This is a genomic window from Flagellimonas sp., from assembly GCF_965601775.1.
GTDB lineage: Bacteria > Bacteroidota > Bacteroidia > Flavobacteriales > Flavobacteriaceae > Flagellimonas.
The window spans coordinates 1,648,316-1,664,534 of record NZ_OZ271837.1 but is presented as its reverse complement, the minus strand read 5'-3'; the positions used below and the strand labels follow the sequence as shown (position 1 = coordinate 1,664,534).

Genomic DNA, 16,219 nt, shown 5'->3' with positions numbered 1-16,219 from the left:
ATGTCTGATGTCTGATGTCTGATGTCTGATGTCTGATGTCTGATGTCTGATGTCTGATGTCTGATGTCTGATGTCTGATGTCTGATGTCTGATGTCTGATGTCTGATGTCTGATTAAAAAAATATTTCATGTGAACTGTAACGACAAAGAAAATGATTAAGATTTATCACAATCCAAGATGTAGAAAATCCAGGGAGGGTTTGGCTTTCTTAGAAGATAATAATGCAGATTTTGAGGAAATCCGTTACTTGGAAAATCCACTAAGCAAAGCGGAATTGGCTGATATTATAAAGACGTTGGGCATTGCCCCTATCGAGCTTGTTCGAAAATCCGAATCCATTTGGAAGGAGAATTACAAAGGAAAAACAATGTCCGATGACCAGATTGTTGAAGCCATGGTGAAGTTCCCAAAACTAATAGAACGCCCCATTGTTGTGCATGGAAATCAGGCAGTTGTTGCAAGACCTGCGGAAAAAATTATGGAAATACTCTAAGCTCCCTTGATAATAACGTATTTTTATAATCCAATTGGGAATGATTTTTGCGTATCCTCTAGACAGGACAGACTGAAAAACTTGAAAAATGAAAAAAGCTCAACTTCTTACTACAATTTTCCTATTGATAGCGTTGGTAGGCATCCAAACGGTAAGTGCACAATTCGGCAACCGATTCGGTAGACAACGTAGCACGGTTCCGCAATCTCAAACGCCTCCGCCAGAGCCTGAACCTATTACTGCAGAAGGGGTTGTCAATGAGCAAATGCCTTCCATCATAGAGACTCTTGAACTGAACGCCTTTGAAGAAGCCGTTGTTAGAACGACCTTGACCAAGTATGTTCAGAAAAAATTAGAACTGCAAATTCTACAATTGGAGCCACAAAAAATGAAGGAGGAGTATGAAAAATTAGGCAAGCTACAAAATGAAGAAATGAAAGCGGGTTTACCACCAGACAAATACGAAGCGTATTTAGAGCTTGAAAAAAATAGATTTAAGCCAACGAAAAAAAAGAAAAAGAAAAAGAAAAAAAACAAAGAGTAGTTTATGCAAAAACTGTTCTTGGGTCTTACCTTTCTGGTTAGCTTATTCCTAACGGCGCAAAGACCCCAAAACCTTCCTCAAATAAGAATTTCAGGTACTGTTATTGATAAGGATACTGGGCAACCTTTAGAATATGCCACCTTGGTATTACAAAGCGTACGCAACCCAGAAATAGTAAATGGAGGGATTACGGATGCATCCGGGAAGTTTGAAGTCGAAACACAAGCAGGTAGATATAATATCTCTGTTGAGTACATCTCCTACGTTACTTACAAACTCGAAAATCAGTTGTTGCGTTCAGATACTGACTTGGGCCAAATAGCTTTGGGCATAGATGTGGCCGAATTGGATGAAGTAGAAGTAATTGCAGAACGCACTACGGTTGAGCTCCGTCTGGATAAGAAAATTTATAATGTTGGCAAAGATTTGACCGTCCGCGGTGGCACCGTAAGTGATGTATTGGACAATGTTCCCTCTGTTTCTGTCGATGTAGAGGGAAATGTGCAACTTAGGGGGAATGATGATGTGCGAATTCTAATAAATGGAAAACCTTCCGCTATCACAGGACTCAACAGTACCGATGCGCTTCGTCAGTTACCTGCGGAATCCATTGAAAAAGTGGAGGTGATTACTTCTCCATCTGCGCGTTACGATGCAGAAGGTTCGGGTGGAATTATCAATATTATTCTTAGAAGAAGTAAACTACAGGGATTAAATGGCGCACTTACAGGAAATTTAGGATACCCGTTGTCTGCTGGAATCAATGGCAATCTGAACTTTAGAACCGGAGACTTCAATTTTTTTACCAATACCGGATACAACTATCGTGAAAGACCCGGAAACTCCTTAAATGATACGGATTTCTTTGATCAAGACGGGAATTTTACAAACTCGTTGCGAGAGGAACGCGATTTTGATAGGATTAGGAAGGGCTTAAATGCCAACTTCGGAGTGGAGTGGTACGTAGGAAAGAATACATCCATTACAAATTCCATCTTTATACGGGATAGGAATAATTCCAGCGAAACCACAAACAACTTTAGCCAGGTAAATGCTGTTGGGGAGGCATCAAGTGGTTTCAGATTTGACCCTGAAACCGAAGATGACAATACATTTCAATATGCGTTCAATTTTGACACCCAGTTCAACGGGAATTCCCAACATACCCTAAGCTTTGCGTTTCAGTATGAGACCAGTGACGAAGTTGAAGAATCCTTGATTGTCCAAAACGGATTTGATAGCGAAAGTGTTCGAACAGCAGAAGACCAGCAACGCCTGTTCTTTCAGATGGATTACGTGGTTCCTTTAGGAAAAAATGGGCAGTTCGAATTGGGATATCGGGGTGACTTCAATCAATTAGACACGGACTATGATGTCATTTTTATTAATCCAACCTTAGATGAATTGGGAATTACTGACCCCAGCAATTTATTGGATTTTGAACAACGCATCAACGCGTTTTATACGCAATACGGAAATAAATTCGGGAAGTTCTCCTTTTTAGGTGGACTTCGGTATGAAGCAACCAATCAGGTGGTAAATCAATTGGAGACCAACGACTTTAATGATAATGATTTCAATGGTCTCTTTCCTACACTTAACTTGAACTATGAATTAAAAGAGGGTGAAAGCTTTCAATTTGGATATAATCGCAGAATCCGAAGACCACGTTCTTTTTTCTTGAATCCATTTCCCTCTAGATCTAGCCCAACAAATCTCTTTCAGGGCAACCCAAATTTAGCTCCCTCCTTCTCCAATCAAGTTGATTTAGGTTATTTAAAGCGCTTTAAAAAGCTTACTATCAATGGTTCAATATACTATCAAAGAGCAACGGATGTTATCACCTTTATTACCGAAGACACGGGGGAGACTACCTTATTTGACGGGGAGCAAGTGAGTATTCTTCGACGAACGCCGGTTAATTTGGCAGAGAATGAACGCTACGGGTTTGAAGTTACCACGAATTACCGCCCTACTCGGAAATGGAACCTCAACGGAAATATCAATCTTTTTAATTTAATTACCAGAGGAGATTTTAACGGTCAAAATTTTGATGCGGAAAACCTAAGTTGGTTTATTCGATTGAACAATAAAATCACCCTTCCCAAAAGTATTGACTGGCAAACCCGTATTTTTTATAGAGGACCCACCGAAAATGCCCAAACCAGAAATCAAGGTATATTTTCTATGGATTTGGCTTTTAGTAAGGATTTTTTCCAAGAAAAGGCTTCTTTAGCTTTTAATGTCAGCGATATTTTTAACAGCCGAAGAAGGGTAAGCGACACAAGGACTCCTTTTTTTAATTCGGACAGTGAATTCCAGTTTAGAGTAAGGAGTTATAATCTTTCTTTCACCTATCGATTCAACCAAAAGAAAAAAAGAGGCGGCGATAGAAATCGTGATTTTGACGGAGATGGTGAGGAATTTGGGGCATAAAAAACTATCTCATTGAATTTAGGGATTCTTTTAGATTCAAGTTCCAACCCATTGGATGCAATTTCAGTCACAGCTTCTGGTTTTTGCCAAATTCTTATACCTATTTTATCTCCCACCAATTCAGAATCAGGTTTCGTCAATTCGTAGAGGTCATTGGTAAATTCATCTAAATTCTACCACCATTCCTTGGGTAGTTTAGCTCCAATCTATTCTAAAAATCCAAGAAATCATGAAAGTTTTATTAAGACAGGGATTGCCCGTGGTTATGGCTATCCTATTATTTACGGGCTGCAGCAAAGATGATGGGCCCGCCAACAGCGTACCGACAATTAACGCTCAAATATTTGACGCTGCGGAGAACATAATTGATACGGCACCTATCGGAACCATAGTTGCAAGCGATAGTGACGGAGATGACATCAGTTTTACCTTGGACACCAACAGCGACAATCTTTTTGAAGTCAATAGCGAATCGGGAGTTCTTAGCCTTGCCGCCGGTAAGCAACTCAATTTTGCTGCTAAACCACAACACACTTTAAAAGTAAGTGTTAGTGACGGTATCAGCAGCAACACGGCCACAATTACGGTAAATGTTTTAGAGGTAACAATAGAAAATCTAGCTCCAATAATTTTGGAAGACGTTTCAGAAATAATTGTTTTTGAAAATATTACGGATGAGGATGTCATTGTATCCATCGTAGCAGAAGACCCCGAAGGAGAAAATCTGACTTTTGAAATAACTACCAACGATAATGATTTGTTTGTCATTAATAACGACGGGGATTTGGGACTGGCGGATATGGGGTCATTGGACTTTGAAACCGTTAAAACCCACAATATTGTCGTAACCGTAAGCGATGGGGTCAATCCAGTTGTAGTTCCAATTACCATTTCTGTTGGCGATGTGGCAGAGGCGCAAGCCAATGATATTTCAGCCTTTGTGACCACATGGCAAGTGGTGGATGCAAGCAAACCCATAGATATAGGTCTGAATAGCGATTACAATTACAATTTCACTATTAATTGGGGGGATGGTATCCTTGAAAAAATAACTCAGGAAGGAACACAAAATATTGAACATCAATACACCGATTCAGGTTCTTATACCATTTCCATCATTGGAGAATTTCCCTCTATTTTCATGACCGTTTCTTCTTCTCAGACCAATATCTCCAGAATTGATCAATGGGGCACCATCCAATGGCAAAGTATGAACGCCGCTTTCGATGGTTGTCAAAACTTAGAATATGGAGCAACAGACGTTCCAAATCTAATGCAGGTAACCGACTCTTCTCTTATGTTCAAAAATTGTACAGCGTTTAATGGCAACCTTGCTAATTGGGACACACAAAATCTAAGTAAGATGAGTTCTATGTTCGAAGATGCCTCCTCATTTGACCAGAACCTAGGTGCATGGGATATATCGAGTGTAACGGATATGAGCAATATGCTTGACGATTCAAACTTATCCAAGACAAATTATCAAGAAACCTTAATCGGTTGGGCCTTTTTAAATACGGATATTGGTGAAAGTCAAATACCAGAGAACGTTACTTTGGGCGCTCTGGGGCTTACTTACTGTAATGGCACCGAAGGAGAAAACGCCAAAAATGTCCTTATCAATGACTATGGGTGGACCATTACCGATGGCGGTGGCGACATTTGCTTTTAACGATAATTAATAGCCAAAAAAAACGCAAGAACAAAATTCTTGCGTTTTTCATTTCTGGAAGCTATTGGTCGTTATTATACAAGCAATAGTCCGAGAAAATATTATTCATTCCGTGCTGCTCTTTTAGCCGCACGCTTCTCTTTATACATTTCTATTAAATTCCCGAATAACCAATAAGGAACGACAAACGTCAACAAAAAAATCATAAGCCAGAAACCTATGGTCAAGATGGTTAAGAACGCTAAGAAACCTAGATATTGGTCAAATTCAAACATGGTCTTTCTTTTTGCTTCACAAAGATAGTTTGATTTCGCTCAAAAAAGCAAATCTCATCAAAAAAATACAGAATTGTTTTTGTTGAGATTAGACATGATTAAAACGATCACTACCTTTGTATTTCGTAAATTTTAGCAAATATGGGGTATCGCATTGAAAAAGATACGATGGGCGAAGTTCAAGTCCCATCGGATAAATATTGGGGCGCTCAAACGGAACGTTCCAGAAACAACTTTAAGATTGGTCCAGCCGCCTCCATGCCGTTGGATGTTGTATATGGATTTGCTTATTTGAAAAAGGCAGCGGCTTATACAAATCATGAATTGGGTGTTTTAGCTGTCGAAAAGAGGGATTTAATTGCCCAAGTATGCGATGAAATTTTGGAAGGTAAGCATGATGACCAATTTCCTTTGGTCATTTGGCAAACAGGCTCTGGAACTCAAAGTAATATGAATGTTAATGAGGTAATTGCCAATCGTGCCCATGAGATTGCTGGAAAAACCATTGGCGAAGGGGAAAAAACCATTCAACCGAATGACGATGTGAACAAAAGTCAATCTTCCAACGATACCTTTCCCACCGGGATGCACATTGCGGCCTACAAAAAGATTGTTGAGGTAACGATTCCTGGGGTCGAGCAGTTGAGAAACACCTTGGATGCAAAGTCCAAAGCTTTTACTGAAGTGGTAAAAATCGGGCGCACCCATTTAATGGATGCTACTCCCCTCACCCTTGGGCAAGAATTCTCCGGTTACGTTTCCCAATTGGACCATGGATTAAAAGCCCTAAAAAATACCTTGGAACACTTAAGTGAATTGGCTCTGGGAGGAACGGCAGTGGGAACTGGATTAAATACACCCAAGGGATATGACGTGCTGGTTGCCAAATATATTGCCGAATTCACAGGATTACCTTTTAAAACAGCAGAGAACAAGTTTGAAGCCTTGGCCTCTCACGATGGTATTGTGGAAAGTCATGGTGCCCTTAAACAATTAGCCGTTTCATTGAACAAGATTGCTAATGATATCAGAATGATGGCATCGGGTCCACGATCTGGTATAGGCGAAATTGTTATACCCGCCAATGAACCCGGTAGTTCAATTATGCCTGGAAAAGTCAATCCCACGCAATGTGAGGCTTTGACTATGGTATGTGCGCAAGTTATGGGGAATGATGTTGCAGTAAGTGTAGGAGGAACACAGGGTCACTATGAACTCAATGTGTTCAAACCCATGATGGCGGCTAATATTCTGCAATCCGCCCAATTATTGGGTGATGCCTGTGTGAGTTTTGATCTGAACTGCGCCGTAGGTATTGAGCCGAATCATGAGGTTATCAAAACCTTATTGAACAATTCTTTAATGCTGGTTACCGCGCTTAACACTAAAATAGGGTATTACAAAGCTGCAGAGATTGCCAATACTGCACACAAAAATGGAACCACCTTACGGGAAGAGGCCATAAACTTAGGTTATGTTACGCCAGAGGAATATGATGAGTGGGTGAAACCTGAGGATATGGTAGGGAGTTTAAAGTAAGTTTTCCGGACTGAGCAATATTCTCACGGAAGCTGAAATTTTGACGTATTAGATTCAGTATCAAGTGCGGAATGACAAACCAAATAAAAAAAGCCCGTCCAACTAGGAACGGGCTTTTTATATGATGGATAGTGTATATTATTTCAAAGCGAACTTGGAAGTACCCAGAAGCTTCAAATTTGTGTCATAAACGTTTACCATGTAATTTCCTTTTTGGAAATCACTTGCTGGCTTGTTAATGTAGTCACAAACGTCCAAAGAACTGTTCTCGTAGTAGAAGTTAGTTCCTTTGCTATACGTAATAGAAGCACCTTCTTCGCTAGATTTCGAGTAGCTATCACCCAAAACATTTCCTTGAGGGTCAAGTACTTCGATGAAGAACTCTCTATCACCAGCATCAGCAATTACGTTGTCAGCAACCGTAAAACATACTTTAAATTTGTCAGTGGCTTTGGCTCTAGAAGTAGAAACCAATTTACCATTGTTTCTTTCTCTTACAGCATCCACACTAAAAGTAGAAAGACTCAAAGCAGAACCTCTTTCAACAGCGTCAGCCAATTGTGTATTCTGAACAATCAATGAATCATTGAAAACAGTTTGTTTTTCCAATTCAACAAACGTGCTGTCACGCTCCATGGCCAACAAAGTGTTGGACTGAGTCAAAGAATCAACTTGCTTCAACAATTCTTCTCTTTCAGCTTTCAAAACACTTACTTGTCTTCTGTAACGAGAAAGACTGGCAATATCCGTTTTCATTGCTTGTACGGAGTCGATGTACTTTGCAATATTATCTCTGGCAGCAACCAATTCTTCATTGGTAGCGTTGCTTTCCAGAATAGCTTTGTCATATTCAGACTTCAAGCTATTCAAATCTTCAACAACCAAATCCTTTTCTTGCTGAAGGGCAGTTGTTGTTTTCTTTTTATCCTGGTAAAGACTTACAGTGTAGATGATGGTTCCCAAAAGTACTACCCCTAGTAGACCCGCTATTACCTTTAATCCGTTGTTACTTTTTGTTTCAGTCATAACTTAGTAATTATTTGACACTTAATTTGGTGTGTTTGTCAAGTGTGTTCCGTTTATATACGCTTGGGTTTCACATTTGGATTTTAAAAGATTAAATAAAATCAAAAAAATAATCCCTAATGCACTCAATACCTTAATTTTATGGGTCTTTCAAATGGTTTGCTATGAAAAAAAAGTTTCGCTTCAATCTCATCCTCCTTCTATTCTTAATTGGATTTTCTACAATCATTGGGCAAAATGAGGAGTCGCCAACTTTAAAAAAGGATACCATTGAGATTGTTCCCATTGAACATGCCACCGCGGTTTTAAAATGGAAGGATGTTACCATATATATAGACCCCGTCGGAGGCAAAGAAGCTTTCCAAAGTGTAGGCCCTCCTGATTTAATTTTGATTACGGACATCCATGGAGACCACTTTAACCTAGAAACCTTGGAAGAATTGGATACTCAAAAAGCCAAAATAATGGTTCCACAAGCTGTGGCTGATAAAATGCCCGACTCCTTTACACCGCAAATCGATGTTTTGGATAATGGGGCCAGCAAGGAGCGTTATGGAATTCATGTTGAAGCCATTCCCATGTATAATCTCAGGGAAGAGGCCTTACAATTTCATCCTAAAGGACGTGGTAATGGTTATGTGTTGAATATGGGAGAAAATCGCATTTATTTTTCAGGGGATACGGAGGATATTCCTGAAATGAGAGCACTTCAAAACATTGATAAAGCCTTTGTATGTATGAATCTTCCTTATACAATGACTGTTGAAAGTGCCGCCGATGCAGTTTTGGAATTCGCCCCAAAAGAAGTTTATCCTTATCATTATCGCGGAAAACCGCATGTAAGTGACGTGGACAAGTTTGAATCCATAATTGAGTCAAAAAGCAAAAAAATTACCGTTGTTCGATTAGATTGGTATCCTAACGATGATTTCTAGCATAACATAATATTCAACACATCTCGTCGTTCTTTCCCTAAGATTAACCCAAATCTACTTAACCATGGCACAAAAAACCCTCTTGGTCAGCATTTTTATGCTGTTTTCTATTCTCGGATTTTCCCAAACCAGCAGGTGCGATAATTTGTATGCTAAAGTCACCTATAGTCTAAGCCATACCAAAAAAGCGATGACTGCAACAAACTTTGAGCATCAAATGTATTATGCCGAAAGGGCTTTCACTGCTTTGGAGAAATCAAAACAGTACCAAGCCGAATGTGGCTGTGCCAAACTGGAGAACAAAACTTTGGATGTCATGGAAGTTTTGGAAAAAGCTATTGAGCCTTTCGATTGGGAAGCTGGCCGCTTTTATACGAAAAAGTCAATGACACTCATAAATGAGCTAATCACTACCATTGATGAATGCACCCAAAATGATTCTGCCCCTTTGGTTGTTTCTGATAGCGCCAATACCACTTTGGAACATGAGGGGTATACTGATGAAACGAAAAAACAGTCGAATGATGGTCTAGATGACGAAATGGCAAAAGTATTCCAAGAGCATGCCGAAGCACGATTGGATTCAGCCAAAAAAGCAGTGGAAAAATTGGTATTACTATCTAAAATGTATAATCCACATTCGGATACTTCTGCAAATAATCCTCAAAGTTTAATAGCACAACAAAGGGCTTATTTGGAAGAAGCTAAAAAAATCCTAGAAGACGGAATACAAGCCCTAGACCTGGAATAGTATCTATTCCTTTAGCGAATCAGTTTTTTGTATTTGATACGTTTAGGCATAATATCTGAACCTAAGCGTTTCTTTTTATTTTCTTCGTAATCCGAGAAAGAACCTTCGAAGAAATACACTTGAGAATCGCCTTCAAAGGCTAAAATATGGGTGCAAATCCTATCCAAGAACCACCGGTCGTGTGAAATGATTACCGCACAACCCGCAAAGTTCTCCAAACCTTCTTCCAGGGCGCGCAAGGTATTTACATCCAAATCGTTGGTCGGTTCATCCAAAAGCAGTACGTTACCTTCTTCCTTTAGGGTCATGGCCAGGTGAAGTCTGTTTCGTTCCCCACCAGATAGCATGTTCACTTTCTTATTTTGCTCACTACCTGAAAAATTAAAGCGGCTTAAATAGGCTCTGGAATTCACTTGCTTGCCTCCCATCATAACCAATTCCTGGCCATCACTGAAATTTTCCCAGATGGTTTTGTTCGGGTCAATATTGGAATGGCTTTGGTCCACATAAGCCAGTTTTGCTGTATCACCGACCTCAAACTCACCACCATCTGGGCTTTCTTCGCCCATAATCATCCTGAAGATGGTGGTTTTACCGGCACCATTGGGTCCAATAATCCCAACAATACCAGCTTGGGGAAGATTAAAGTTCAGGTTTTCATAGAGTAATTTGTCCCCATAAGCTTTGCTTACCCCTTTGGCCTCAATTACGTTGGTTCCCAAACGCGGTCCATTTGGAATATAAATCTCCAATTTTTCTTCCAACTGTTTTTGGTCTTGACTCAAGAGTTTGTCATAGTTTTTCAAACGGGCCTTTTGTTTTGTTTGTCTTCCTTTGGCCCCTTGACGCACCCATTCCAATTCTCGTTCCAAGGTTTTTTGCCGCTTTGAGGCCTGCTTGCTTTCTTGTGCCAAGCGTTTCGCCTTTTGGTCCAACCAACCCGAGTAATTTCCTTTCCAAGGAATACCTTCACCTCGGTCCAATTCCAAAATCCATCCTGCCACATTGTCCAGAAAATACCGGTCGTGCGTAACAGCAATCACTGTTCCTTTGTATTGTGCCAAGTGATGTTCCAACCAGTGAACGGATTCTGCATCCAAATGGTTTGTTGGTTCGTCCAACAACAAAACATCAGGTTCTTTTAGTAGCAAACGACACAAGGCTACCCTCCTTCGCTCCCCACCAGAAAGCACACCAATCTTCTTATCAGAATCTGGAGTTCTTAACGCGTCCATGGCGATTTCAAGCTTGGTATCCAATTCCCAAGCGTTGGAAGCATCAATTTGGTCTTGAAGGGTCGCTTGCTTATCCATGAGTTTTTGCATCTTATCTGCATCTTCATAGACTTCCGGCAAGGCAAACATGTCATTAATTTTGTTGTATTCGTCGAGGATTGCAACCGTTTCGGCAACCCCTTCCTTTACTACTTCTAAAACTGTTTTTTCTTCATCCAATTGAGGTTCCTGTTCCAAATAACCCACGGTATACCCGGGAGAGAAAACAACATCACCCTGATAATTTTTATCTACTCCTGCTATAATCTTTAAAAGTGTGGATTTACCTGAGCCATTGAGACCTAGGATTCCAATCTTGGCACCATAGAAAAAACTGAGGTAAATATTCTTGAGAACTGGAGTATTCGCCGTTTTAAACGTTTTGGTAACCCCAGACATGGAAAATATGACTTTTTTATCGTCTGACATTTTGGTGGTGTTTTAAGTGAAAAGTGTAATTAAGAAGCTAAACCCTGCCCTTTAGCGCATTGAATACCCATGCAATTGCAAAGAAACCGACGCCTACAGCAGCAAATCCATATCCGGCAACTTCATCGTATTTAAAGGCTCCCAATGCAATCATTCCTAAGCCTACAAAAATCATTATCCAAGTGGCCCAGGCCAAAACAGTATTCTTGTTCATTCCCATAATCAAGGTTTCGTTAGTCAATCAAATATCGTAAAAAAAGGGAAATCAGATTATACTTGGAAAGCTTAAGATTCGAATGGAAACTTTGCCCCTATTTGTAATCGTATTTCATTCAGTATTTGAGACAATTCCAAACTGTTTTTGAGCGACCACAGGTCACTTTCCATTTTATTGTCTTTCAAACAGTTATGCACTTCTTGAATTTCGTAAACAAAACCATTTCCTACTTTGGGTAATTGAAACTCTTGTGTTTCCTCTCCCTTCTTCAGTGTTAGCCGATTGGCCTCATGCCATCTCGGGTACACAAAAATCTCTCCTTGGTTTCCAGAAATTTCCGCTTCCATTTTCGATTCACCCCTAAGACCTGAGTACAAGATTGCTAGTGCGTTTTCATATTTAAATGAAATGGATGTTTGAACCTCTGTACCATTTTCAATGAAATTGGCATAGGCATGAATCTTTTCGGGAACACCTAAGAGTAAATAGGAAAGAAATACGGGATATATTCCAATATCCAATAGCGAACCGGAAGCTAACTCAGGGTTCAAAAGTCTGGACTCCTCCCCTCTATCCAAAGCATAAAATGAAAAATCTGCATGTAGATAGGTAATGGTCCCGATTGCTCCATTATCAATTAAGTCCTTGGTTTTTTGAATGGATGGGTTAAACCTGGACCAAAGACCTTCCATAAGAAAAACCTTTTCAGTTTTAGCCACTTCTATGATTTCTTGGACCTCCTTCGAATTTACCCCTAAAGGCTTTTCGCATATCACATGTTTGCCATTTTGCATGGCCTGTATGGCCAGTTCTTTGTGAAATCTATGTGGCGTGGCAATATAAACGACATCCACAGTGTCAGATTCAAAAAGCTCTTGATAACTTCCAAAAGTGAATGTTGCCCCAAAGTCAGTTGCAAATTGGGAAGCTCTTTCACTATTTCTTGAAGCGACAGCGGCTACCTCAGCATCTTTAAAAAGGAGCAAATCCGAAACAAATTTTCGAGCAATTTTGCCTGGGCCGACTATCCCCCATTTGATTTTCGATTCCATATAAACCAAAAGTAATCATTAATACTCCGTATCTTTATCAAGCCGTTAGAAAACGCTTTTTTCACTATGGATTTAAACTTCAATAAAAACGAAGACCACAACAAACTACAACTATCAGACTTAAAGAAAAGACTTGCCCAAGTGAAATTGGGAGGGGGTAAAAACCGGATAGAAAAACACCACGACAAAGGCAAAATGACAGCTAGGGAACGCATAGCGTATTTGTTGGATGAGGACTCGGATTCCATTGAAATAGGTGCATTTGCAGGAGACGGTATGTATGAGGAGCATGGTGGTTGCCCTTCGGCAGGAGTGGTGGTTAAAGTGGGATATATCCAGGGAAAACAGTGTGTGGTTGTAGCCAATGATGCTACAGTAAAGGCCGGAGCCTGGTTTCCGATTACTGGGAAAAAAAATCTAAGAGCGCAGGAAATTTCCATAGAAAATCGTCTACCCATTATTTATTTGGTGGACAGCGCAGGGGTTTATTTGCCGATGCAAGATGAAATATTTCCGGACAAAGAACATTTCGGGCGTATTTTCAGAAACAATGCGGTAATGAGCAGTATGGGCATCACCCAAATTTCAGCAGTCATGGGAAGTTGTGTAGCCGGAGGGGCGTATTTGCCCATTATGAGTGATGAGGCGCTTATTGTGAACAAAACAGGGAGCATTTTTTTGGCTGGAAGTTATCTGGTTAAGGCGGCGATAGGAGAAAGTATTGACAATGAAACCCTTGGAGGTGCAACCACGCATTCTGAGATAAGTGGGGTAACGGACTATAAAGCAAAAGACGATAAAGATGCCCTTGACACCATTAAGAACATTGTGGGTAAAATTGGGGATTTTGACAAAGCAGGATTCAATCGTGAAGCTTCCAAGAGCCCCAAGGAAGATGAGAAAGACATTTATGGTATTTTACCAAAGCTTCGCACTGACCAATATGATATGTTGGAAATCATAAAGCGCTTGGTGGACGATTCTGAATTTAAACAATACAAAGAGGGATACGGGCAAAGTATTCTTACCGGATATGCGCGAATTGACGGATGGGCTGTTGGAATCGTGGCCAACCAACGTAAAGTGGTAAAAACCAAAAAAGGAGAAATGCAGTTTGGTGGAGTAATTTATTCGGATTCAGCGGACAAGGCGACCCGATTTATTGCCAATTGCAACCAGAAGAAAATTCCTCTAGTTTTTTTACAAGACGTGACTGGCTTTATGGTGGGGAGTAAAAGTGAACATGGCGGAATCATAAAGGATGGTGCTAAAATGGTAAATGCAGTAAGTAATTCGGTTGTTCCCAAATTCACGGTTGTAATAGGAAACAGTTATGGTGCTGGGAACTATGCCATGTGTGGTAAGGCTTACGACCCTAGGTTGATAGTGGCTTGGCCGAGTGCGGAACTTGCGGTTATGAGCGGTAACTCTGCAGCCAAGGTGCTTCTCCAGATTGAAAAAGTCGCCTTGGAGAAAAAAGGAGAGGCTTTTGATGCTGAAAAAGAGAAGACGCTATTTGATACCATCAAGCAACGCTACGATAACCAAATCTCTCCCTATTATGCAGCTGCACGCTTATGGACCGATGCTATAATCGACCCTTTGGAAACCCGAACTTGGATTTCCATGGGCATTGAAGCTGCAAACCATGCCCCAATTGAAAAGCCCTTTAATATGGGGGTTTTGCAAGTTTAAAGACTTAATTTGAAGTCAGTACCGTTCTCGACGGCGTGGCTATTTTCATCAGTTCCTGGTTCACGTTTTTTGTGGAAAGCTTGTACACTTGAACGTTTTGCGTTTGGATTTGGCTACCGTAATTGGTATATGCCGTTACCTTGAGATAGGTGTCATCAAACGATTTGTTCCCGTAGTATTTCACGTTGACCTGCCACTGACCGGGCGGCGTTGTTCCTATATAAAATTGCTTGCTGCTGAACCCTCGAATTTTTTCTTCTTGAATGAACTCAGCGTTTTTCTCCAAGGTATGGCTCCAAGTGTAGTAGTGCCCTTGTGGGTTTACCAATTGAAGGTCAAATTCTGCATCCGAATTGTTCCATTCGACCATCAAACGGATGGGCCAAACTTCGCTCTTTAGGTCTTTTTTCAATTTTTTCTTTAACTGGACCTTTTCGGTGTTTACCCAAGATGTGGCCTCTGTGCTTAAAATCGAGTCGATTTCACTTTGTGCCGATTCGTCTTCCAGAATGTCGAAATCCGCAATAGCCTTTTTATAGCGTGACACCAGTTCCAAGGCCATTTTCTCGTCCCCGTTCTTCTTGTAGTTATTGGCCAAGTCCCGATAGGATTGCCCATAGCTCGGTCTCAACTTGAAAATCTTTACATACATATCATTTGCGGCATCCAAATCCCCAAGTTCCTCGTAACGGTACGCGATTGCTTTTAGCACATTGGCATTGTCAGCGAATCTCTTTTTGGTCTTTTGCAAGAGTAATACGTAGGTCTTCCTGTCCTGCAGTTCGTCAAGAAAGAAGGAAGCGGTATCAAAGTAGAAATCCGGGGAGTTCCCAAAAATCTTGACTCTTTCCTCGAAAATGGACAGGGCTTCCTCCCTATTTTTAGTATTTCGCAGCAAACTCCCATATTCACTGGTGTCTTGGTTCAAGGTACTATGGGGCTTTGCGTCACCTTTGTATACATTGTTTCGCAGTTTGGCAAAATCATAGGCCTCTCCGTTTTCCGAAGGTTTTACAAATTCCCCGGTTTTGGTGTTGATGATGACCAGCCCACCGACTCCAAACCTTCCATAACCCCCATATTGCGGGGTGCGAATTACCGCAATACGTTTTATTTGGTGCACCGGAAGGAAGAATGGGATTTCGTAGGACAGTGATCCATCGATATCAAATCCGGCAGGAGTAAATGGTAATCCTTGGGAAGGACGATTACTAAATCTAGGACTCAAAAGAAGAAAGAATTGCGATGGCCCCCCTGCCACCTGTATTCCAGGAGCTGCCTTTCGTATCACGTCTAAGAGTTCGAACGAACGCTGAATTTCTTCCTCCTCAAATATCCGCATGCTCAGCGCTGAGGTCCTTTTTTCCACAAAGCCATAGGCCCCTTTTACGACACCCGTACCATACCGGTATTGCAGTTCGAGGGAATCCTGGCGTTTCATTTTTTTCTCGGTAACCACAACCTCATCCAGTTTGTTTATCTCAGGTTCCATGGCAACATAAAGGATACGCGTAACATCTTCTACGATGACCTCGACCGAGCGCAATCCCGGATACTCATATTTCAGGGTGTTCTTCACCCTTACCCTAATATTGTATCTGCCTTTGTCGTCGGTCAATGCGCTCGCCCCAGTTTCAAGGACACTTACCTTTGCCCCGGATAAAGGTTTCCCCAAATGGGTCACCTGCCCAGAGACAATCTGGCTGTTTTCTTGTGCAATGACCGAACAGAAGGTCAATAAAACAAAAATGAACGTGATGGAAAAAAGGGTGTTTTTCATAGCAAAAAATTTCTTTTAAACCGTGATTACTTTACTAAAACCGTCCAATTATGAATATCTTTCAACCTTTTGGTTTTTGCTTTTCTGATAAAATCTATGC

Annotated in this window: 13 protein-coding genes; 8 read left to right on the top strand and 5 right to left on the bottom strand. The window is 40.8% G+C overall.

Annotated features, from left to right (window positions below; all coding sequences use genetic code 11):
• Positions 1 to 152 precede the first annotated feature (152 nt).
• The 5 genes from arsC (at position 153) to fumC (ending at position 6,960) form a co-directional block, all read left to right on the top strand.
• Entirely contained in the window at positions 153 to 494 is a 342-nt protein-coding gene (gene arsC, locus ACSLUF_RS07675) for an arsenate reductase (glutaredoxin) (protein WP_435625523.1), read from the top strand.
• 88 nt (positions 495 to 582) lie between these two features.
• Positions 583 to 1,038: a hypothetical protein gene (locus ACSLUF_RS07670; protein ID WP_435625522.1), complete on the top strand. Its 456-nt coding sequence runs from the start codon at positions 583 to 585 to the stop codon at positions 1,036 to 1,038.
• A gap of 3 nt (positions 1,039 to 1,041) precedes the next feature.
• Positions 1,042 to 3,474 (top strand): TonB-dependent receptor domain-containing protein, encoded by a 2,433-nt coding sequence (locus tag ACSLUF_RS07665; protein WP_435625521.1) that lies wholly within the window; start codon positions 1,042 to 1,044, stop codon positions 3,472 to 3,474.
• Positions 3,475 to 3,703: 229 nt separating this feature from the next.
• Positions 3,704 to 5,146, top strand: a complete 1,443-nt coding sequence (locus ACSLUF_RS07660; protein WP_435625520.1) for a BspA family leucine-rich repeat surface protein — start codon at positions 3,704 to 3,706, stop codon at positions 5,144 to 5,146.
• 416 nt (positions 5,147 to 5,562) lie between these two features.
• Entirely contained in the window at positions 5,563 to 6,960 is a 1,398-nt protein-coding gene (gene fumC / locus ACSLUF_RS07655) for a class II fumarate hydratase (protein ID WP_435625519.1), read from the top strand.
• 138 nt (positions 6,961 to 7,098) lie between these two features.
• Here the strand turns inward: fumC and ACSLUF_RS07650 are convergent, their stop codons facing one another.
• On the bottom strand, positions 7,099 to 7,986 hold the full coding sequence (locus ACSLUF_RS07650) for a hypothetical protein (RefSeq protein WP_435625518.1): 888 nt from the start codon (positions 7,984 to 7,986) through the stop codon (positions 7,099 to 7,101).
• A gap of 164 nt (positions 7,987 to 8,150) precedes the next feature.
• Here ACSLUF_RS07650 and ACSLUF_RS07645 point away from each other — a divergent pair, with 164 nt between their 5' ends.
• Complete coding sequence (locus ACSLUF_RS07645) at positions 8,151 to 8,921, top strand: MBL fold metallo-hydrolase (RefSeq protein ID WP_435625517.1); 771 nt, start codon at positions 8,151 to 8,153, stop codon at positions 8,919 to 8,921.
• A gap of 64 nt (positions 8,922 to 8,985) precedes the next feature.
• Positions 8,986 to 9,672: a hypothetical protein gene (locus tag ACSLUF_RS07640; protein ID WP_435625516.1), complete on the top strand. Its 687-nt coding sequence runs from the start codon at positions 8,986 to 8,988 to the stop codon at positions 9,670 to 9,672.
• Between the two features lie 11 nt (positions 9,673 to 9,683).
• On the opposite strand, the gene ettA is transcribed toward ACSLUF_RS07640, so the two are convergent.
• The 3 genes from ettA to ACSLUF_RS07625 form a co-directional block, all read right to left on the bottom strand.
• On the bottom strand, positions 9,684 to 11,375 hold the full coding sequence (gene ettA, locus ACSLUF_RS07635) for an energy-dependent translational throttle protein EttA (protein WP_435625515.1): 1,692 nt from the start codon (positions 11,373 to 11,375) through the stop codon (positions 9,684 to 9,686).
• Positions 11,376 to 11,412: 37 nt separating this feature from the next.
• On the bottom strand, positions 11,413 to 11,589 hold the full coding sequence (locus ACSLUF_RS07630; RefSeq protein WP_435625514.1) for a CAL67264 family membrane protein: 177 nt from the start codon (positions 11,587 to 11,589) through the stop codon (positions 11,413 to 11,415).
• A 71-nt stretch (positions 11,590 to 11,660) separates the two neighbouring features.
• Positions 11,661 to 12,644, bottom strand: a complete 984-nt coding sequence (locus ACSLUF_RS07625; protein WP_435625513.1) for a Gfo/Idh/MocA family protein — start codon at positions 12,642 to 12,644, stop codon at positions 11,661 to 11,663.
• A gap of 66 nt (positions 12,645 to 12,710) precedes the next feature.
• Here ACSLUF_RS07625 and ACSLUF_RS07620 point away from each other — a divergent pair, with 66 nt between their 5' ends.
• Complete coding sequence (locus tag ACSLUF_RS07620; protein WP_435625512.1) at positions 12,711 to 14,339, top strand: acyl-CoA carboxylase subunit beta; 1,629 nt, start codon at positions 12,711 to 12,713, stop codon at positions 14,337 to 14,339.
• A 4-nt stretch (positions 14,340 to 14,343) separates the two neighbouring features.
• Here the strand turns inward: ACSLUF_RS07620 and ACSLUF_RS07615 are convergent, their stop codons facing one another.
• A complete protein-coding gene (locus tag ACSLUF_RS07615) occupies positions 14,344 to 16,119 on the bottom strand; it encodes a carboxypeptidase-like regulatory domain-containing protein (protein ID WP_435625511.1) in 1,776 nt (591 codons plus the stop codon).
• Positions 16,120 to 16,219: the final 100 nt, after the last annotated feature.